Source organism: Pseudomonas sp. KBN10P06128 (genome assembly GCF_037574945.1).
GTDB classification, from domain to species: Bacteria; Pseudomonadota; Gammaproteobacteria; order Pseudomonadales; family Pseudomonadaceae; genus Pseudomonas; species Pseudomonas aeruginosa.
In genome coordinates this window covers 4,719,826-4,736,736 of the sequence record NZ_JBBELR010000001.1, presented here as the reverse complement: position 1 = coordinate 4,736,736, position 16,911 = coordinate 4,719,826, and the positions used below count along the sequence as shown (strand labels likewise).

General features: G+C 67.9%; 19 protein-coding genes. 6 read left to right on the top strand and 13 right to left on the bottom strand.

Going from position 1 to position 16,911, the window contains the following annotated elements; translation table 11 throughout:
* Positions 1 to 91 precede the first annotated feature (91 nt).
* Positions 92 to 1,045 carry a LysR family transcriptional regulator gene (locus VQ065_RS22145; protein WP_003091516.1) on the top strand — a complete coding sequence of 318 codons (954 nt, stop codon included), beginning with the start codon at positions 92 to 94 and terminating at the stop codon, positions 1,043 to 1,045.
* A gap of 79 nt (positions 1,046 to 1,124) precedes the next feature.
* Here VQ065_RS22145 and VQ065_RS22140 read toward each other — a convergent pair whose 3' ends face one another.
* The 3 genes from VQ065_RS22140 to VQ065_RS22130 all read right to left on the bottom strand — a co-directional run bounded on the left by VQ065_RS22140 (position 1,125) and on the right by VQ065_RS22130 (position 3,192).
* A complete protein-coding gene (locus tag VQ065_RS22140; protein WP_003091513.1) occupies positions 1,125 to 2,018 on the bottom strand; it encodes a DMT family transporter in 894 nt (297 codons plus the stop codon).
* Positions 2,019 to 2,027: 9 nt separating this feature from the next.
* Positions 2,028 to 2,363 (bottom strand): tRNA-binding protein, encoded by a 336-nt coding sequence (locus tag VQ065_RS22135; protein ID WP_003091512.1) that lies wholly within the window; start codon positions 2,361 to 2,363, stop codon positions 2,028 to 2,030.
* Positions 2,364 to 2,427: 64 nt separating this feature from the next.
* Positions 2,428 to 3,192 (bottom strand): helix-turn-helix domain-containing protein, encoded by a 765-nt coding sequence (locus VQ065_RS22130; RefSeq protein ID WP_003091511.1) that lies wholly within the window; start codon positions 3,190 to 3,192, stop codon positions 2,428 to 2,430.
* A 146-nt stretch (positions 3,193 to 3,338) separates the two neighbouring features.
* Here VQ065_RS22130 and VQ065_RS22125 point away from each other — a divergent pair, with 146 nt between their 5' ends.
* Together VQ065_RS22125 and VQ065_RS22120 are read left to right on the top strand one after the other, a co-directional pair.
* Positions 3,339 to 4,151, top strand: a complete 813-nt coding sequence (locus VQ065_RS22125; RefSeq protein ID WP_003091510.1) for a UDP-2,3-diacylglucosamine diphosphatase — start codon at positions 3,339 to 3,341, stop codon at positions 4,149 to 4,151.
* Positions 4,148 to 5,203: a glycosyltransferase family 4 protein gene (locus VQ065_RS22120; RefSeq protein WP_023093910.1), complete on the top strand. Its 1,056-nt coding sequence runs from the start codon at positions 4,148 to 4,150 to the stop codon at positions 5,201 to 5,203. Before VQ065_RS22125 ends, VQ065_RS22120 begins: the two co-directional genes overlap by 4 nt.
* Here VQ065_RS22120 and VQ065_RS22115 read toward each other — a convergent pair.
* Together VQ065_RS22115 and VQ065_RS22110 are read right to left on the bottom strand one after the other, a co-directional pair.
* Positions 5,193 to 6,584 (bottom strand): adenylate/guanylate cyclase domain-containing protein, encoded by a 1,392-nt coding sequence (locus VQ065_RS22115; RefSeq protein ID WP_019485235.1) that lies wholly within the window; start codon positions 6,582 to 6,584, stop codon positions 5,193 to 5,195. The two genes, VQ065_RS22120 and VQ065_RS22115, sit on opposite strands and share 11 nt — an antisense overlap.
* 218 nt (positions 6,585 to 6,802) lie before the next feature.
* On the bottom strand, positions 6,803 to 7,120 hold the full coding sequence (locus tag VQ065_RS22110; RefSeq protein ID WP_003091504.1) for an Mpo1-like protein: 318 nt from the start codon (positions 7,118 to 7,120) through the stop codon (positions 6,803 to 6,805).
* A gap of 142 nt (positions 7,121 to 7,262) precedes the next feature.
* Between VQ065_RS22110 and VQ065_RS22105 the strand changes: the two genes are divergently transcribed.
* Positions 7,263 to 8,276, top strand: coding sequence for an AraC family transcriptional regulator (locus VQ065_RS22105; RefSeq protein WP_014603938.1), 1,014 nt, complete (start codon positions 7,263 to 7,265; stop codon positions 8,274 to 8,276).
* A 22-nt stretch (positions 8,277 to 8,298) separates the two neighbouring features.
* Here the strand turns inward: VQ065_RS22105 and VQ065_RS22100 are convergent, their stop codons facing one another.
* From VQ065_RS22100 to VQ065_RS22080, 5 genes are all read right to left on the bottom strand, one after another.
* Entirely contained in the window at positions 8,299 to 8,931 is a 633-nt protein-coding gene (locus tag VQ065_RS22100; protein WP_003091501.1) for an ABC-type transport auxiliary lipoprotein family protein, read from the bottom strand.
* Positions 8,928 to 9,866: an MlaD family protein gene (locus VQ065_RS22095; protein WP_003091500.1), complete on the bottom strand. Its 939-nt coding sequence runs from the start codon at positions 9,864 to 9,866 to the stop codon at positions 8,928 to 8,930. The genes VQ065_RS22100 and VQ065_RS22095 overlap by 4 nt, the downstream gene beginning before the upstream one ends.
* A 1-nt stretch (position 9,867) precedes the next feature.
* Entirely contained in the window at positions 9,868 to 10,662 is a 795-nt protein-coding gene (locus tag VQ065_RS22090) for an ABC transporter ATP-binding protein (protein WP_003091499.1), read from the bottom strand.
* Positions 10,659 to 11,804 (bottom strand): MlaE family ABC transporter permease, encoded by a 1,146-nt coding sequence (locus VQ065_RS22085; RefSeq protein WP_023098496.1) that lies wholly within the window; start codon positions 11,802 to 11,804, stop codon positions 10,659 to 10,661. Before VQ065_RS22085 ends, VQ065_RS22090 begins: the two co-directional genes overlap by 4 nt.
* 66 nt (positions 11,805 to 11,870) lie before the next feature.
* Positions 11,871 to 13,325, bottom strand: coding sequence for a TrkH family potassium uptake protein (locus VQ065_RS22080; protein ID WP_003091497.1), 1,455 nt, complete (start codon positions 13,323 to 13,325; stop codon positions 11,871 to 11,873).
* Between the two features lie 157 nt (positions 13,326 to 13,482).
* On the opposite strand from VQ065_RS22080, the gene VQ065_RS22075 reads away from it, so the two are divergent.
* The gene (locus VQ065_RS22075; RefSeq protein ID WP_003114826.1) at positions 13,483 to 13,854 is read left to right on the top strand and encodes a YkgJ family cysteine cluster protein; all 372 of its coding nucleotides are present in this window, start codon (positions 13,483 to 13,485) and stop codon (positions 13,852 to 13,854) included.
* A 64-nt stretch (positions 13,855 to 13,918) separates the two neighbouring features.
* On the top strand, positions 13,919 to 14,479 hold the full coding sequence (locus VQ065_RS22070) for a nitroreductase family protein (protein ID WP_003091495.1): 561 nt from the start codon (positions 13,919 to 13,921) through the stop codon (positions 14,477 to 14,479).
* On the opposite strand, the gene VQ065_RS22065 is transcribed toward VQ065_RS22070, so the two are convergent.
* The 3 genes from VQ065_RS22065 to VQ065_RS22055 all read right to left on the bottom strand — a co-directional run bounded on the left by VQ065_RS22065 (position 14,460) and on the right by VQ065_RS22055 (position 16,872).
* Positions 14,460 to 14,936, bottom strand: a complete 477-nt coding sequence (locus tag VQ065_RS22065; RefSeq protein WP_003091494.1) for a hypothetical protein — start codon at positions 14,934 to 14,936, stop codon at positions 14,460 to 14,462. The genes VQ065_RS22070 and VQ065_RS22065 overlap by 20 nt on opposite strands.
* A 43-nt stretch (positions 14,937 to 14,979) precedes the next feature.
* Positions 14,980 to 16,317 (bottom strand): sensor histidine kinase, encoded by a 1,338-nt coding sequence (locus tag VQ065_RS22060; protein ID WP_340080471.1) that lies wholly within the window; start codon positions 16,315 to 16,317, stop codon positions 14,980 to 14,982.
* Positions 16,318 to 16,431: 114 nt separating this feature from the next.
* Positions 16,432 to 16,872 (bottom strand): Spy/CpxP family protein refolding chaperone, encoded by a 441-nt coding sequence (locus VQ065_RS22055; protein ID WP_003091492.1) that lies wholly within the window; start codon positions 16,870 to 16,872, stop codon positions 16,432 to 16,434.
* Positions 16,873 to 16,911: the final 39 nt, after the last annotated feature.

Below are 16,911 nucleotides of genomic sequence, written 5' to 3'. Positions count from 1 at the left end.
TGGTGGGTGGACGGAAGGAACCATAATTGGGATTGAGAATAAGAAAAATATTATCCAAAGTTACTCTTGGTTCAATAATCGCGAACAATCTATGGACAAACTCACCGCCATGGCCACCTTCGTGAAGGTGGTGGACGCCGGCAGCTTCACACGCGCGGCCGATGCCCTGGGCCTGCCGAAAGCTCGCGTTTCGCAGCGCGTCAGCGATCTTGAAAAGCATCTAGGCGTGCGCTTACTCAATCGTACGACCCGTGCCCTGAGCCTTACGCACGATGGCAGCGCGTACTTCGACAAATGCCAGGTCCTGCTGCAGCAGATAGACGAACTGGAGGCCACGCTCAGGGGCGGGACGGCGACGCCCATCGGCCGGCTCAGAGTGGACTCCCTGATCACCATCGCCCGATGGGTGATCGCTCCAAGGCTGCACGACTTCCAGGCGCGCTACCCGAGGATCCAGCTGCGGCTGAGTAGTTCGGACCGGATCAGCAATCTGCTGGAGGACGGCATCGATTGCACGATCCGGGGAGGTGCGCTCAAGGATTCCAGCATGATCGCCAGGCATCTTTGCGACATCCAGATGGGCTTGTATGCCTCGCCCGAGTACCTGGCCTCCATAGGCGGTGTAGACAGTCCGGACGATCTATCGCAGTTCAGGCGGTTGAGCTGGTTCAGCGGCAGGGAGCGCAACCCGTTCATGTGGGAGCTGGAGTCCGGCTCGGAGCGTTTCGTGGTGCAGTCCGGCGATGGAATGCAGTTCGACGAACCCGACGTGGCTATTTCGGCCTGCGTGGCGGGCAGCGGCATCTGCCCTGGCGCCCCATTCGCGGTGGCTGGATTCGTACGCGCAGGGAAACTTGTTCCGGTACTGCCGCAATGGCACTTTTCTGCGGCGCCGGTGCATGTCATCTACCCGGGCTCCAGGCACCTGTCGGTTCGTGTGCGCTGCTTTGTGAACTGGGTCATGGAGCTGTTCGCGGAGAACCCCGAGATACAGCTCACGCCCATCGCGCTGGCGCTCGAGTCCGGCCTCGCGCAACGAACCTGAGGCCCGCCGCCGCCATTCCGGGGCAGCTCGAACCTTCCGCTATCCGGTGCGCGTGACCCGGATGCAAGGCTCGGCGGGTTCAGCCCCGGTTAGCGGATAAGCCGCTGTCCGGGACCGGCCGGTTCCTGGCGCCGAGCCGCGCCGACAGCACGATGGCGAGGACGATCAGGGCGCCGCCGAGGAACATCCGCGGCCCCGGCGTCTCATGGAACAACAGCCAGGCGAAGGCGATCCCGTAGACCGGCTCCAGGGCGAATACCAGTGCCGCGGTGCGGGCCTTGACCACCGCCAGGCTGGCCACGAACAGGCTGTGCGCCAGGCCGGTGCAGAAGACGCCCAGCAGGGCCAGCCAGAGCCAGTCGAGAGCGGGTAGCGCCGGTAGTTCGCCGACCGCGAATGGCAGCAGGCACAGGGCGACTACCAGGTTCTGCCAGAGCGCCGCCTGCACCGGGCCGACCTGCCCGCTGTTGCTACGGTTGGCCAGCGACAGCAGGGCGAACAGCAGGCCGGAAAGGATCGCCCAGAGCAGGCCGAGGGTGGCGCCGCTGGCGAGGTCGAAGTTCGGCGTGACCAGCACCAGGCCAAGGCTGACCAGGACCACCAGCAGTCCTTCCGCGAGATGAATGCGCTCGCGGAAGAGCAGCCCTTCGAGGATTACCGTGAAGGCCGGGAAGCTGGCGAAGCCGAGGGTGGCGATGGCCACGCCGGCGGTCTTCACGGCGATGAAGAAACTCACCCAGTGGCCGGCCAGGAGCAGGCCGCAGAGCGCCAGGCGCAGCCATTGCGCGGGTCCCAGGGCGCGCCAGGCCTGGCCCGCGAGGCGGGCGAAGAGGCCGAGGGCGAGCACCGCGAACAGCGCACGACCGAACACGATCACCCCGGGGGAGGCGCTGGCCAGCTTGCCGAACACCCCGGTCAGGCCGAAGAGGAGGGCGCCGCCGTGCAGGGCGGCGAGGGCGGAACGTCGATTCATGGGGATCCTTCAGGCGAGGCGCGCACCGTTGGGCAGGGGCTTGTCGAAGCCGGCCAGGACCACCTTGTCCTCGCTATCGTAGACCCCGGTGACCAGGACCTCCGAGCGCACTCCGGCGATCTGCTTCGGAGCGAAGTTGCAGACGCAGAGAACCTGACGGCCGACCAGTTCCTCGGCCTGGTAGTGCGCGGTCAGTTGCGCACTGGAGGTGCGCAGGCCGAGCGGGCCGAGGTCGACCTCGAGGATGTAGGCGGGTTTGCGTGCCTTGGGGTTGGGCGCGGCGCCGAGGATGGTGCCGACGCGCAGTTCGACGCGTTCGAAATCCTGCCATTCGATGATGTCCATGCTGACTCCTGGTCTGTCGATGGGCAGAGAGTAAGGAGTCGCGACGGATTTGTCTGTCGTGCGGCTAGCCGGTTTTGTCGCGGGACTCGCGACGCAATTGCCGCGGGGTGACGCCGAACTCGCGGACCAGCGCCGCGGTGAAGGCGCTCTGCGAGGCGTAGCCGACCCGGGCGGCGATCTCGCCCACCGCCAGGCTGCTCTCCAGCAGCAGTTCGTGGGCCTGGTGCAGGCGCCGGCTGCGCGCGTAGTCCATGGGCGTCTGCCCGGTCTCGGCGAGGAACAGGCTGTGGAAGCGCGCCACCGAAAGACCGGCCAGCCGTGCCAGGTCGGCGACCTGCAACGGATGGGCGGCATGGCGGTCGAGGTAGGCGTCCAGGCTGGCCAGCGGCAGGCGGGGCTGCTGGCGCGGCGGCTGGCGCTCGCTGGCCAGGCTGGCGAGGAGCAGGCCGGCGCCCTGGTGGGCGATCACCGGGTCGTTGATCGGGCCGCTGGCCAGCCAGTTCACCAGTTGGCCCTGGGCGGGCGTCAGCGACAGCGCCTGCGGTCGCTCGAACAGCCGCCGACCGGCTTCGGCGTGTTCGCCCAGGCCCAGCAGCAGGCTGCCGTCGCAGGGCAGGTCGAGGACCAGGCAGCGGCTGCCGGCGGGACTCGAGCAGGCATGCCGGGCTTGCGCCGGCACCACCGCGAAGGTCTGCCGCAACACGCGGCTGCCGCGCCCCTCGACCTCGAACTCGAGGCAGCCGCTGAGGCCCAGGACCAATTGGGCATGGTCATGGCTGTGGACGATCTGGTCGTGGCTGTAGTGGCGCAGGGAAAGGATCGAACCCATGGCGAAGCTCCCGGAGGCAGGCGCCCAGTCTACCCGCTGGCGCCGGCGACAGACAGTCGCGCCCTGTCACGCAACGGTCGCCGGCCTGTCACAGTCGTTTCACCGGCGCCGTCCAAGATCGGAAAAACACCGTCGGAGACCCGCCGATGAGCACCGCGCAACGCTTCACCTCGAACCGCAAGCAGCGGGTTCGGACCCTGTGGATCTCGGATGTCCACCTGGGGACGCGGGATTGCCAGGCCGAACACCTGGCGGCGTTCCTCAAGCGCTACCACGCCGATCGCATCTACCTGGTGGGCGACATCATCGACGGCTGGAAGCTGCGCGGCGGCATCTACTGGCCGCAGGCGCACACCAACGTGATCCGCCGCCTGCTCACCCTGAGCAAGCGCGGCACCGAGGTGATCTACGTCACCGGCAACCATGACGAATTCCTGCGCCGCTATTCGAGCCTGATCCTCGGCAACATCCGCCTGGTCGACGAGGCGGTGCACAGTACCGCCGACGGCCGCAAGCTGCTGGTGATACACGGCGACCAGTTCGACGTGATCACCCGCTACCACCGCTGGCTGGCGTTCCTCGGCGACTCCGCCTACGAGTTCACCCTGCTCCTCAACCGTTGGCTGAACCACTGGCGGCGGCGCTGGGGCTACGGCTACTGGTCGCTGTCGGCGTACCTCAAGCACAAGGTCAAGACCGCGGTGAACTTCATCAGCGACTTCGAGGAAGCCATCGCCCACGAGTGTCACAAGCGCGGGCTCGACGGGGTGGTCTGCGGGCACATCCACCATGCCGAGATCCGCCGCATCGAGGGCGTCGACTACCTCAACTGCGGCGACTGGGTAGAATCCTGCACGGCGCTGATCGAACATTGGGACGGCAGCATCCAGCTCTACCGCCTGGCCGAGGAGCAGGCGCGGCTGGCGGCGCAGGCCGCGGCGGTCGAGCCGGCGGCATGAGGCTATTGATCGTCAGCGACGCCTGGTTACCGCAAGTCAACGGAGTCGTCACCAGCCTGCTGGCCCTGCAGCGCGAGCTGGAACTGCTGGGCCACCAGGTACGGGTGCTGTCGCCCGCCGACTTCCGCTGCCTGCCCTGTCCCAGCTATCCGGAAATCCCCCTGGCCTGGAATCTCTGGCGCCTCGGCGGGCTGATCGAGGCCTTCGCCCCGGATGCCGTGCACCTGGCCACCGAGGGGCCGCTCGGCTGGGCCGCGCGGCGCTGGCTGGGCAAGCGCGGCCTGGACTTCACCTCGGCGATCCATACGCGTTTTCCCGAATACCTGCGTGACCGCTGTCCGTGGCTGCCGCTGTCCTGGGGCTATGCCTTCCTGCGCGCCTTCCATCGGCCGAGCCGGGCGGTGCTGGTGAGCACCCCGCGCCTGCGCGACGAGTTCTGCGCCTGGCGCTTCCAGCACCTGCGGCTGTGGCGCAAGGGCGTCGATACCGAACTGTTCCATCCCGCCGAGACACCCGCGGCGGAAGAGCGGCCGCCGGTGTTCCTGTATGTCGGGCGGCTGGCGACGGAAAAGAACCTGGAGGCGTTCCTCGATCTCGAACTGCCGGGCGAAAAATGGCTGGTGGGCGACGGCCCGCAGCGGGCGGCGCTGGAGCAGCGCTATCCACAGGCGCGTTTTCTCGGCTACCGCCATGGCCGCGCACTGGCCGACGCCTACCGGGCGGCCTCGGTGCTGGTGTTTCCCTCGCTGACCGATACCTATGGCCTGGTGATGCTCGAAGCACTGGCCTGCGGCGTGCCGGTGGCGGCCTTCGCCGTGCCGGGGCCGCTGGATGTATTGCAGCAGGGCGTGACCGGGGTCATGCACGAGGATCTTGGCGAAGCCTGCCGCCAGGCGCTGGCGCTGGATCGCCAGGCCTGCGGGCGCTGGGCGCGGGAGCAGTCCTGGCGGGTTTCGGCGGAGGAGTTCCTGGCGCTGCAGGCGAGCGGCCCGCGGACTGCGCCGGAATGGCGCGACGAACTGCCGGCGGCGCTCGACGAACTCAGAGGATGACCTTGTCGCGTAGGCGCTCGGCGGCCTGTTGCAGGGCCTGGATGACCCGTTCCTTGTCGTAGTTCTGGATGTTGTTGGTGTCCAGGTACATGGAGAAGCCGGGCAATTCGTGCTCGACGTAGCTGGGCGCGGCGCCGAGGTCACGGCGCGAGTCCACCACCTGGTAAATCTGCACCGGGCGGCTGAAGCCCTTGACCGCGATCTGGCCCTTGTCGCGGCACATGATCACGTCCTTGATCAGCGAGTAGGTCTCGTGGGAAATGAGGATTTCGCCGGCTTCCGAGGCGCTTTCCAGGCGGCTGGCGAGGTTCACCTCGCGGCCGATGATGGTGTAGTCCATGCGCGTGTCGGCGCCGAAGTTGCCCACCGTGCAATAGCCGGTGTTGATGCCCATGCGGATTTCCAGCGGCTTGGTGATGCCCTGGGCCCGCCACTGCTGGCGTAGCACCTTCATGTGCTTGCGCATGGCGATGCCCATCGATACCGCAGCCACCGCGTCCTTCTTCGCGCCCTGGGTGCTGGGGTCGCCGAAGAACACCATGACGCAGTCGCCGACGAACTTGTCGATGGTGCCGCCGTACTTGAGGGCGATCTTCGACATTTCGTTGAGGTAGTTGTTGAGCAGGTCGGTCAGGGCCTCGGCTTCCAGTTCCTCGGATAGCTCGGTGAAGCCGCGGATATCGGAGAAGAACACGGTGAGCTTCTTGCGCTGGGTTTCCAGGCGCACGCTCTTCTTGCCGCTGAAGATCATTTCCCAGACCTGCGGCGACAGGTACTTGGCCAGGTTGCGCGCGAGCCGCGCGGCCTTTTCCTGCTCGCGGGCGATCTCCTGGCGCACCTGGGCCAGGCGCAGGCCCTGCTGGTGGCCGAAGAAGGCGGTGATGCAGATGTACAGTCCGCAGAACAGGATGCTGACCGCGGCCACCTCGACCGGGGTATTGCCCAGCAGCGGCGGGGCGACGAGCACGGCGACCAGCAGGGCGCTGCTGGCCGATACCAGCAGGGCCATGCCGAGCAGGCGCAGGCCGCCGATGACCAGCGCGGTGAAGCTCAGAACCAGCAGGAACATCAGGCTGGGCACCACGGAGAAGCCGAGCAGCGCCATGCCCAGGCCGCAGTGCACGGCGTCCACCGCGAGCAGGACGCGGGTCACCTTGCGCGGGTCGTGCTGGCGGAAGCGCTGGCCGAGATGGTACGCCAGGTGCGGGTAGAGCAGCGCATAGGGCACCATCCAGAGGATGCCGTAGCTGAAATACTGGGTGTAGGTTCCCGCCGCGATGCTGGCGCCACAGGCGATATAGGCCAGCACGCGCGAATAGTATTCACGCATGGACGCGACGGACCGGCTCGTCGGCGAGCGGTCGGGGAGGGTAGGCTTCATGCGCTGGAGAGGATCCCTGTGTATTTTCGTCCTGGCTCGGCTTCGTGAGCTTTCCGCCTGAGGAATGGCGGTTGGCCAGGTTGCTGGCGGAATCTTAACCAAGCGTTTGCGCGGCGGCCAGTGACAGCTGAGCGATAGTTCAGGAAAGCGCACCGATCCGGGACCGACGGTCGTCCCGGCGGAGCGACCGGCCCGGGCGGCCGGCCGCGCGGGACGGGTCAGAAGCGGATGCGGCCGGTGAAGGCGTCCTTGAGCATCACCCAGTCGCCCATGAACGACCACAGCGGGTACTTGAAGGTGGCCGGGCGGTTCTTCTCGAAGACGAAGTGGCCGACCCAGGCGAAGCCATAGCCGACCAGCGGCAGCGCCAGCAGCCATAGCCACTGCTGGCTGGCCACGGCGAGGAACAGCACCGCCAGCACCAGCAGGCTGCCGACGTAGTGCAGGCGGCGGCACACCGCATTGCTGTGTTCCTGCAGGTAGTAGGGGTAGAACTCGGCGAAACTGTGGAAACGCTCGTCGTCAGGGCTGCTCATGGAATGCCTCCTCTCGTTGTGTCCGCGCAGTGTAGTGCGGGCCGCACGATGTCGCGGATGACATACAGGGCCAGTTTAGTATCCTTGGGCCGCCAGGCCGGTCGACGGTCGGCGTGCCTCCCGCCAGAACAAGAAGAGACCGATGCCGGAACGTACAACCTTGTCCAGCTGGGTCCAGGGCATCGTCCTCGCCCTGGAGCTGGAAGGCCTCGACGGACGCCAGCTGTTCGCCGAGCTGGGCCTCGACTACCAGGCCTTGCAGGACCCCGACGCGCGCTTCCCGCAGGATGCGATGAGCCGTCTGTGGCAGCGTGCGGTGGCGCTCAGCGGCAACCCGGCGATCGCCCTGAACATCGCCCGGGTCCGGCGCCCGGCTTTCCACGTCGTCGGCTATGCGCTGATGTCGAGCCGCAACCTGGCGGAAGGCTTCGCGCGCCTGGAACGCTACCAGCGGATCATCGCGGAAGCGTCCGACCTGACTTTCCGCCGCACGCCGCAGGGCTATCGACTCGGCGTCACGGTGCATGGCGATCGCCTGCCGGCGCCGCCGCAGAGTGCCGAATGCTCGCTGGCCTACCTGGTGGACATGGTCCGCTGGATCACCGGCCGGCCGCTGGACCCGCTGGCGGTGGAACTGCCCGGTGCGCCCCGCGAGCCGCTGGCACCCTATGCCGAGCTGTTCCGCGCGCCGCTGCGCTTTCACGCCGAGGAGTTCGCGCTGGTGTTTTCCCGCGTCGACCTCGAGACGCCGCTACCCTCGGCCAACGAGGCGCTGGCCCAGTTGCACGATCGCTTCGCCGGCGAATACCTGGCGCGTTTCAGCACCAGCCGCATCACCCATCTGGCCCGGCAGACCCTGTGCCGGCTGTTGCCGCAGGGAGAACCCAAGCGCGAACGGGTGGCCCAGGCGCTGCACCTGTCGCAGCGCACCTTGCAACGACGCCTCCAGGAAGAGGGCACCAGCTACCAGCAACTGCTCGACGACACACGTCGGGATATGGCCGATCAGTATCTCCAGCAGCCCGGCCTGACCTTGCTGGAGGTCGCCTACCTGCTGGGTTTTGCCGATCCGAGCAATTTCTTCCGGGCGTTCCGCCGCTGGTTCGGCTGCACGCCCAACGAATACCGGGCGCGCCGCCAGGAGCGCCTGGGTTAGTCGCCAGGCCAGGCGGGACGCTTCAGGGTTGCCCGGCGGGTTGCGCCGAGGCCTGGCGCAGGGTCCAGTCGAGAACCTGGGCCGACAGCGTATCGCCGGCCTTGCCGAAGGCGCTGACCACCGCCGCGACCTTCTTGCCGTCCACCGGCTGGCTGACCTCGAAACGCCGGCTGGCGACCACGCGCTTGTCGTCGGTACGCACCAGGCGCGCGTCGTAGCGGATCAGCGCGCTGGCCTGGCCGTTCGGGTACTCGGTCTGGAAGGCGCGAAGGTCGCCGCCCAGTTCGAAATCGGCCTGCAGGTTGCTGTCGTCGCTGCTCAGGCCGCGGACCCGGCCGTCGGCCTGGAACGCCTGCATCAGACGGTCACGCAGCAGCGACGGTGCCGGATCGCTCCAGCGCGCGCCCTGGTACACGCTGATTTCGTCGCCGTGCGGGCGCACTGCGATGCGCGGGCTCTCCAGCACCAGGCTGGTACGCGGCCGGGCGATCCGCAGCGACCAGTCGACCGGCCGCGCGGCGGCGCTGGCCGGAGGGTTGTGCACCGGTAGCAGGTAGACCTGGAGGACCTGCGCTTCCGGCAGGATCGAGCAGGCGCCGAGGGTGGCGAGCGCGGCCAGGGACAGGCGACGCAGCGGGCGAAGGGCGAGCCTCATGGGGTGAACTCCTTGGTTTTTTCCCGGCCCAGCAGGTAGTTCGCCGGGTTCTCTTCCAGGCGCCGGCTGATTCCGCGCAGTGCCGCCAGGGTATCGCGCAGTTCGCTGACCGCCGGGCCCAGCTCGGCGAGTCCCTGGATGCCGCCGTCCAGCGAGTGGCGATTCTCGCTGATCAACTGGTCGAGGGTGGCGCTGGTGCGCTCCAGCGAAGCCATGGTCTTGTTGGCGTTTTCCAGCATCCCCTTGCCTTGCTCGTTGAGCAGGCCGTTGGCGCTGCGCATCAACTCGCTGGCCTGGGCCAGCGCGGCGTTGGCCTGCCTGCTCGCCTGGGCCAACTGCTGCATCACCGCGCTGACGTTCTCGCGCTCGGCGGAGAGCGCGCCGGTGGCCTGGTCGAGATGGTCGAGGGTGCGGCTGATGCGCGCTGTGTTTTCCTCGGAGAGCAGGTTGCTGAAGCGCGCGATGAGCTGGTTGATGTTGCCCATCAGGTCTTCGCCGTTGCTCAGCAACTGGGTCAGCGGCGAGGGCGTGGCGACGATCACCGGGATCTTCCCGTCCTTGCCCTCCAGCATCGGGCTGGCGGGCGTGCCGCTGCTGAGCTGGATGATCGAGGTGCCGGTGATCCCGGTGAGCGCCAGCTTGGCGGTGGTGTCCTGCTTGATCGGCGCGCTGGCCACCACGCGGATGCGTGCCCAGACCTTGCGCGGGTCCTGCGGATCGAGGCGGAGGAAGGCCACGTCGCCGACCTTGATCCCGCTGTACTGCACCGAGCTGCCCTGGGAAAGGCCGCTGACCGCTTCGTTGAAGACGATGTCGTAGTAGTTGAACTTGCCCTCCGAGCCGGACTTGGCCAGCCACAGGCCGAAGAGCAGGGCGGCGCCGATCACGATCACGCTGAACAGGCCGATCAACACATGGTGGGCTCGGGTTTCCATCTCAGTGATTCTCCGGCACGGCGGCGGCTTGGTGGGCGGCGCGCCCGCGCGGCCCGTGGAAGTATTCGCGGACCCAGGCGTCGTCGGTGGCGGCGACCCGTTCCAGGGTATCGACCACCAGGACCTTCTTCTGCGACAGCACGGCGACCCGGTCGCAGATGGTGTACAGGGTGTCCAGGTCATGGGTGACCAGGAACACCGTCAGGCCGAGGGCGTCGCGCAGGGTACGGATCAGGTTGTCGAAGGCCGCCGCGCCGATCGGGTCGAGGCCGGCGGTGGGCTCGTCGAGGAACAGGATGTCCGGGTCCAGCGCCAGGGCGCGGGCCAGGGCGGCGCGCTTGATCATGCCGCCGGAAAGCGAGGCCGGATACTTGTCGCCGGCGTTGGCCGGTAGCCCGGCCAGGGCCAGCTTGACCTGGGCCAGGTGCTCGGCGTCGGCGCGCGGCAGGCCGGCGTTCTCGATCAGCGGCAGGGCGACGTTCTCCACCACGGTAAGCGAGGAAAACAGCGCGCCCTGCTGGAACAGCACGCCGAAGCGCCGTTCGACCAGGGAGCGGCGCTCCTCCGGCAGTTGCAGCAGGTCTTCGCCGAACACCCGCACGCTGCCGGAGGTCGGCCGGCGCAGGCCGACGATACTGCGCAGCAGCACCGACTTGCCGGTGCCGGAGCCGCCGACCACGCCGAGGATCTCGCCGCGACGGACGTCGAGGTCGAGGTGCTCGTGGACCGCCTGGGCGCCGAAACGGTTACACAGGTCGCGGACCTGGATGATCGCCTGCGGGTTGTCCTGGCTCACCAGCCCATCTCCATGAAGAACAGCGCGGCGAGGGCGTCGAGCAGGATCACCACGAAGATCGAGTGGACCACGCTGGTGGTGGTGTGCTCGCCCACCGACTGGGCGCTGCCGCTGACCTTGAAGCCTTCCAGGCAGCCGATCACGGCGATCAGGAAGGCAAACAGCGGGGCCTTGCTGATACCGACCAGGAAATGCTGTACGCCGATTCCGTCCTCCATGATCGACAGGAACATCGCCGGCGGGATGTCCAGGGTCCAGGCGCAGACGGTCATGCCGCCGACGATGCCGCAGAGCATGCCGACGAAGGTCAGCATCGGCAGCGATACCAGCAGCGCCAGCACCCGCGGCAGCACCAGCAGCTCGATGGGGTTGAGGCCGAGGGCGCGGATCGCGTCGATCTCCTCGTTGGCCTTCATCGAACCGATCTGCGCGGTGAAGGCGCTGGCGGTACGGCCGGCCATGAGGATCGCGGTGAGCAGCACGGCGAACTCGCGGAGGAAGGAGAACACCACCAGGTTGACCGTGTAGATGGTCGCGCCGAAGTTGGCCAGCACCGTGGCGCCGAGGAAGGCGATCACCGCGCCGACCAGGAAGGTCAGCAGGGCGATGATCGGCACCGCGTCCAGGCCGCTCTTCTCGATGTTCGCCACCAGCGGCGTGACCCGCCAACTGGCCGGGCGGACCAGGCTGCGGAGCAGGGTCTCCAGGGTCAGGCCGATGAAGCCGAGGAGTGCCTTGAGGTGCAGCCAGAAGGTCTCCATGGCACAGCCGATGCGAGCCAGCAGTTCGATGGCGGTGGTCGGCGGCTTGGGTTTTTCCGGTTCGCAGAAGTCGTGCAGGGCGTGGCCGACGGTCTTCAGCAGGGCCTGGCGCTCGCGCGGCAGGCTGGGCTCCAGCTCGGCGAGGTCGGCCAGGCGCTCGGCGCCGAGCAATTCGGCGAGCAGGGCGGCGCCGGCGGTATCCAGGGCGCCCAACTGGCTCAGGTCGAAGCTGGCGTTGCCCGCCACTTCGCTGCGCAGGCGCGTCACCTCGCGCTCCAGAGCCGTGTAGTGGGCGAGCGTCCAATCACCTATGGCTCTGACGCGGGCGGGCTGGGTGGAGCTATCCAGGCTCACGTGGCCGGGTTGCGGCTGTGTCGTCATGGTGCAGAAGCTTACACCGGCTTTTCAGTCCCTGAGTAGAGCCATTGCAGACAGGCCCGTGAGCGCTCAGTGGCGCCAGAACGCCGGGGTCAGCAGGACCAGCACGGTGATGATCTCCAGGCGACCGAGCAGCATGCCGGCGGCCAGCAGCCACTTGGCGGCGTCCGGCAGGCTGGCGAAGTTGCCCGAGGGGCCGATGATGGGGCCCATCCCCGGGCCTACGCCGGCCACGGTGCTGGCGGCGCCGGTGAGGGCGGTCATCCAGTCCAGGCCGATCAGCGACAGGCAGAGGGCGAGCAGGCAGACGACGATGGCGAAGAAGAACGAGAAGGTCAGGATCGAGCGGACGATTTCCTCGTCCAGGCGATGGCCGTTGTAGTTCTGCTTGAGCACCGCGCGCGGGTGGATCAACTGGTAGAGGTTGGCCTTGAGCAGGGTGTAGGCGACCTGGAAGCGGAAGATCTTGATGCCGCCGGCGGTAGAGCCGGAGCAACCGCCGATGAAGCCGAGATAGAAGAACAGCATGATCGAGAAGTGCCCCCACATGCTGTAGTCGCCGAGGGCGAAGCCGGTGGTGGTGACCACCGAGGTGACATTCACCGCGACGATGCGGAAGGCATCCATCCAGGGCAGCTTGGAGGTTACCGCGTACCAGGTGCCCATCAGCAGCCAGGTCACCAGCAGCAGGCCGAGCAGGCCGCGGACCTGCTGGTCCTTGATCAGCGCCTTGCGGTGTCCGCGCAGGGTGGCGACGTAGAGCGCGAACGGCAGGCTGCCGAGGATCATCACCACTACCGCGGTCCAGTGCACCGCCGGCTGCTTCCACTTGGCCAGGGATTGGTCGGAGGTGGAGAAACCGCCGGTGGAAATCGCCGACATGGCGTGGTTGACCGCGTCGAACGGGCTCATGCCGGCGCCCCAGAAGGCCAGGCTGCCGAGCAGGGTGATGCCGACATAGGTGGCGACGATGTACTTGGCGACCATGTGCGAGCGTGGCAGGACCTTTTCCGAGCGGTCCGAGGATTCGGTCTGGAACAGGCGCATGCCGCCGATCCGCAGCATCGGCAGGATCGCCACGGCCATGGCGATGAAGCCGATGCCGCCCAGCCAGTGCAGCAGCGAGCGCCAGATGAGGATGCCCGGGGACATGTCGTCCAGCCCGCTGAGCACGGTGGAGCCGGTGGCGGTGATCCCCGACATGCTTTCGAAGAAGGCATCGGTGTAGCTGATGTGCTGCTGCAGGACGAACGGCAGGGCGGCGAAGATGCATACCAGCACCCAGCTCGATACGGTGAGCATGTACATGTCCCGCGGGCGCAGGTGGACATGCTCGGGACGCCCCGGCAGGACCAGGCCGAGGCCGGTGACGAAGGTGGCGACGCTGGACCAGATGAACGCCTGGATGCCTTCGGTACGGTCGAAGGCGAGCATGGTCAGGATCGGGACCAGCATGCTGGCGGCCAGAGTGATCAGGAAGATGCCGATGATGAAACCGAGGATGCGTAGGGTCGGCAAGGCCATGGATCGTGGGGCTCTGGGCGGTGGCGGACCGGTCATTCTACCAGCCGTCCGCGGAGAGTAAATCTGCCGCTGCGCCCCTCTTCACAGCAGCCGCGAAATCGCTAGAATCTCGCTTCGCCCGCCGGCGCTCGCCGGTTTCTCTGGTGTTCTGCCAACCATGTCGACTGACAATCCGTGTCTTACCTGCGGCGCCTGCTGTGCGCATTTTCGTGTGTCTTTCTATTGGGGCGAGTGCCGTTCCGCAGGCGGCGTCGTACCCGACGAACTGACCGTCCGCATCAGCCCGCAGATGGTCGCCATGAGCGGTACCGAGAACAAGCCGGCGCGCTGCGTCGGGCTGCTCGGCGAGGTCGGTTGCGGCGTTCGCTGCACCGTCTACGAGCAGCGCTCGAGTACCTGCCGCGAGTTCGAGGCGGCCTGGGCCAACGGCCAGCCCAACCCGGCCTGCGATGCCGCGCGCGCCGCCTACGGCCTGCCACCGTTGACCCCGCCGCTGCAGCCGCACCTGGCGCCGGGACGGGTCGCCTGAGAGCGGGCGTGAGCCTGGCGATTGCGTCTACAATGGCGATTTCGTTTCTGACAGGAGTTCGCCCATGGAGGCTCTCGACGCCTTGCTCACTCGCGTTTCCCACGCCCGCCTGAGCGATCCCGCGCCCTCGCCGGAGCAGCTCGACCGGCTGTTCCGGGTCGCCTTGCGTGCCCCGGACCACGGGCAACTGCGGCCCTGGCGCTTCATCTTGGTAGAGGGCGAAGGCCGCCGGGCCCTGGGCGACCTCTACGCCCGCGCCCTGGCGAGCCGCCAGCCGGACGCCGCCGAGGAAGCGCTGGCCAAGGCCCGCAACATGCCGCTGCGGGCACCGCTGCTGGTCGTGGCGGTGGCCTGCCTGCAGGACCACCCGAAGGTGCCGTACGGCGAGCAACTGCTGGCCGCCGGCTGCGCTGCCCACGGCCTGGTGCTGGGCGCCTATGCCCAGGGACTGGGGGCGATGTGGCGGACCGGCGAGATGGCCACCGATCCGGTGGTGCACGCCGGCCTGGGGCTCGGCGAGCAGGAGCGGATCATCGGCTTCGTCTACCTGGGTACGCCGATGGGCGAGTTGCGCACGCCGGCGGAACTCGACCCGACGGCCTTCGTCAGCGCCTGGCCGGGCTGAGCGGCAACAGCAGGCGTACGCACCAATACGCGCCCTGGGCGTGCCAGAGCAGTCGTCCGCCCTGCCAGCCGGCTAGTCGTCGGGCGGCTTCCACGGCCGCCGGCAGCCAGCGCCGGCCTTCTTCCGCCTGGCCGAGGATGTCCAGGCGCAGCCGGCCGTGGCGCGCGTCCAGCGCCGGATTCAGCGTGATGCGCTGCCACGGGCGGGCCTGCGCGGCGCCGCCGAGCAGGCCGTAGAGCGCCTCGTGCAAGGCCGGGCGCCAGCTCTCCAGCGGCCAGGTGCCGCGCTCCGGCAGGCTCAGGTCGAGGCGCGCCCAGCGTTGCCGCAGTTGCTGGGCGACCTGTCCCAGCTCGACCGCCAGGACCAGCGATTGCGGCTCGTCGCCGGGAAGTTCCGGCGGCGCGATGGCCTGGGCGAGCGGGCGTTCATCGAGGAACAACGAAGCGGGAAGAGTCATGCCGGATGCTCCTGGGGGAAGTGCCGCGCATCGGGGCATGGCGTCATTCGGTCGCCTTGCGCCGTAGCGGCAGGCTGAGGGTGGCGATGAAGCCGCCGTCGGGATGGTTGCCCAGGCGCAGGTGCCCGCCGTGGCGCTCGATGGCGCGGCGGGCGATGGCCAGGCCCAGGCCGTGTCCCGGGCTGCTCTGGTTGGGTGCGCGGAAGAACGGTTCGCCCAACTGCTCCTGCAGTTCGACGGCGATGCCCGGCCCATGGTCGCGGACGCTCAGGCGCAGGTAGTCGCCGGCGCTGCTGGCGCGCACCTCCAGCGGTTGGCCGGCGGGGTTGAAGCGCACGGCGTTGCGCAGCAGGTTGTCCACCGCGCGCTCGAACATGTCCGGCCAGCCGTCGATGCTCAGGTCAGGCGCCACTTCCAGGCGGATATCCTGCTCCGGAGCCAGCAGCAGGGCGTCTTCGCGCAGCCGCTGGAGCAGCGGCAGCAGGGCGATCCGTTGGCTCGCGCCGGGTTCGGCGTCGAGCCGGGCGAGGGCGAGGATCTCGCCGATCAGCGCTTCCAGGCGGTCGCATTCCTGTTCCAGGCGCGGCCACATCTGCGCCCGCGCTTGCGGTTCGGCGCGCTCGGCCAGGGCCAGGGCGATGCGCAGGCGCGCCAACGGCGAGCGCAGTTCGTGGGACACGTCGCGGAGCAACTGTCGCTGGCTGCCGATCAGGCTTTGCAGGCGTTCGCCCATGCGGTTGAAATCGCGCGCCAGGGTGCCCAGTTCATCACCGCGCCGCGCCAGGCGGGCCAGGCTGTCCTTCTGGTAGGCGGTCTGGCCGAGGTCGTGCACGGCGCGCCGCAGACGGTTCAGCGGACGGGTGATGGACAGCGTCAGCAGCAGGCTGAACAGGGTCAGCACCACCAGTGCGATGCCCAGCGCGCTGAGCGGCCAGAGCAGGCTGCCGCGGTGCCAGGCCTCCAGCTCCGGGTGCGGGATGCGGTAGATGAACAGATAGGTATGGTTGCTCTGCGGGCTGACGTATTGCTGGCTCAGTTGGCGCCAGGGGAAGCGCGGCAGGTTGCGGTCGCTGGTGCGCGGCGGGCGGTGGCGGGGGCGCGGCAGGTAGGTGCCGTCGACCAGGCGCTGGCCGCTTTCGTCGAGCACCTGGATGGAAATCCCGTAGTCGCGGCGGCGTTGCTCCAGCAAGCCCTGGGCCGCGTAGCTGCCCTGTTCTTCGTAGAGGGCGGTCCACTGCTCGGCGAGATCCTTCAGGCCGGGATGGCGGGCGATGATCCAGGTGTCCTGGTTCAGCGCGCGACCCAGCAGGATGGAAAGCCCGGCTACCAGCAGCAGGGCCAGCCAGAAGGCGGCGAGGATTCGCCAGAAGAGTGAACGCATGGTTTTCCTGTTGAATCGCATGTCGGGCCGGCCGCGTGGGTAAACCCCTAGGATATGCGATTCCGGCTGGTCGGAAGACCGCTACCGGAGGACCCGGTAGCGGTGGCTCGGACGTCAGTTGGACTTCTTGTCGGCCTTCCATTGCTGGAATTCGGCCCACTCTGCCTTGCGCTGCTCGCGCTTCTTCTGCAGTTCGTCGAACTTCTTCTGCTGCTCGGGGGTGAGCAGGGCGCGGATGTCTTTCTGGGTCTTCTCGTGGCTGGCCTTGAGTTCGTCCTTCAGGGCCTTCTGCTCGGCCGCCGGCAGCTTGGCCAGGTAGCGCTGGGTGATCTCGTGGCGGGCCTTCATCTGTTCGCCCATCAGTTTGCCCATCTGCTGGCGCTGTTCGCGGGTCAGGTTCAGTTCCTTCATCGGGCCGCCATGCCGGGGACCGTGCTGGCCCATCATGTGGCCGCCTTCCATCGGCGGGGGCGGCAGGTCGTTGGCGGCGGGCGCGGCCATGGCGAAGGTCGGCAGGGCGGCGGCGATGAACAGGGCGGTTAGCGTCTTGCGCATGGTGTTTCTCCTTTCTGGGTCCGGCCATTTACCGGATGA

Excerpts from the sequence above, each read along its gene's own strand:
- VQ065_RS22060 (WP_340080471.1), bottom strand. The coding sequence starts at position 16,317 with ATGCGTTCACTCTTCTGGCGAATCCTCGCCGCCTTCTGGCTGGCCCTG.
- VQ065_RS22135 (WP_003091512.1), bottom strand. The coding sequence starts at position 2,363 with ATGGACATCATCGAATGGCAGGATTTCGAACGCGTCGAACTGCGCGTC.
- VQ065_RS22070 (WP_003091495.1), top strand. The coding sequence starts at position 13,919 with ATGGAGGCTCTCGACGCCTTGCTCACTCGCGTTTCCCACGCCCGCCTG.
- VQ065_RS22100 (WP_003091501.1), bottom strand. The coding sequence starts at position 8,931 with ATGAGGCTCGCCCTTCGCCCGCTGCGTCGCCTGTCCCTGGCCGCGCTC.
- VQ065_RS22055 (WP_003091492.1), bottom strand. The coding sequence starts at position 16,872 with ATGCGCAAGACGCTAACCGCCCTGTTCATCGCCGCCGCCCTGCCGACC.
- VQ065_RS22080 (WP_003091497.1), bottom strand. The coding sequence starts at position 13,325 with ATGGCCTTGCCGACCCTACGCATCCTCGGTTTCATCATCGGCATCTTC.
- VQ065_RS22130 (WP_003091511.1), bottom strand. The coding sequence starts at position 3,192 with ATGGGTTCGATCCTTTCCCTGCGCCACTACAGCCACGACCAGATCGTC.
- VQ065_RS22125 (WP_003091510.1), top strand. The coding sequence starts at position 3,339 with ATGAGCACCGCGCAACGCTTCACCTCGAACCGCAAGCAGCGGGTTCGG.
- VQ065_RS22095 (WP_003091500.1), bottom strand. The coding sequence starts at position 9,866 with ATGGAAACCCGAGCCCACCATGTGTTGATCGGCCTGTTCAGCGTGATC.
- VQ065_RS22085 (WP_023098496.1), bottom strand. The coding sequence starts at position 11,804 with ATGACGACACAGCCGCAACCCGGCCACGTGAGCCTGGATAGCTCCACC.
- VQ065_RS22145 (WP_003091516.1), top strand. The coding sequence starts at position 92 with ATGGACAAACTCACCGCCATGGCCACCTTCGTGAAGGTGGTGGACGCC.
- VQ065_RS22075 (WP_003114826.1), top strand. The coding sequence starts at position 13,483 with ATGTCGACTGACAATCCGTGTCTTACCTGCGGCGCCTGCTGTGCGCAT.
- VQ065_RS22105 (WP_014603938.1), top strand. The coding sequence starts at position 7,263 with ATGCCGGAACGTACAACCTTGTCCAGCTGGGTCCAGGGCATCGTCCTC.
- VQ065_RS22115 (WP_019485235.1), bottom strand. The coding sequence starts at position 6,584 with ATGAAGCCTACCCTCCCCGACCGCTCGCCGACGAGCCGGTCCGTCGCG.
- VQ065_RS22140 (WP_003091513.1), bottom strand. The coding sequence starts at position 2,018 with ATGAATCGACGTTCCGCCCTCGCCGCCCTGCACGGCGGCGCCCTCCTC.
- VQ065_RS22120 (WP_023093910.1), top strand. The coding sequence starts at position 4,148 with ATGAGGCTATTGATCGTCAGCGACGCCTGGTTACCGCAAGTCAACGGA.
- VQ065_RS22110 (WP_003091504.1), bottom strand. The coding sequence starts at position 7,120 with ATGAGCAGCCCTGACGACGAGCGTTTCCACAGTTTCGCCGAGTTCTAC.
- VQ065_RS22065 (WP_003091494.1), bottom strand. The coding sequence starts at position 14,936 with ATGACTCTTCCCGCTTCGTTGTTCCTCGATGAACGCCCGCTCGCCCAG.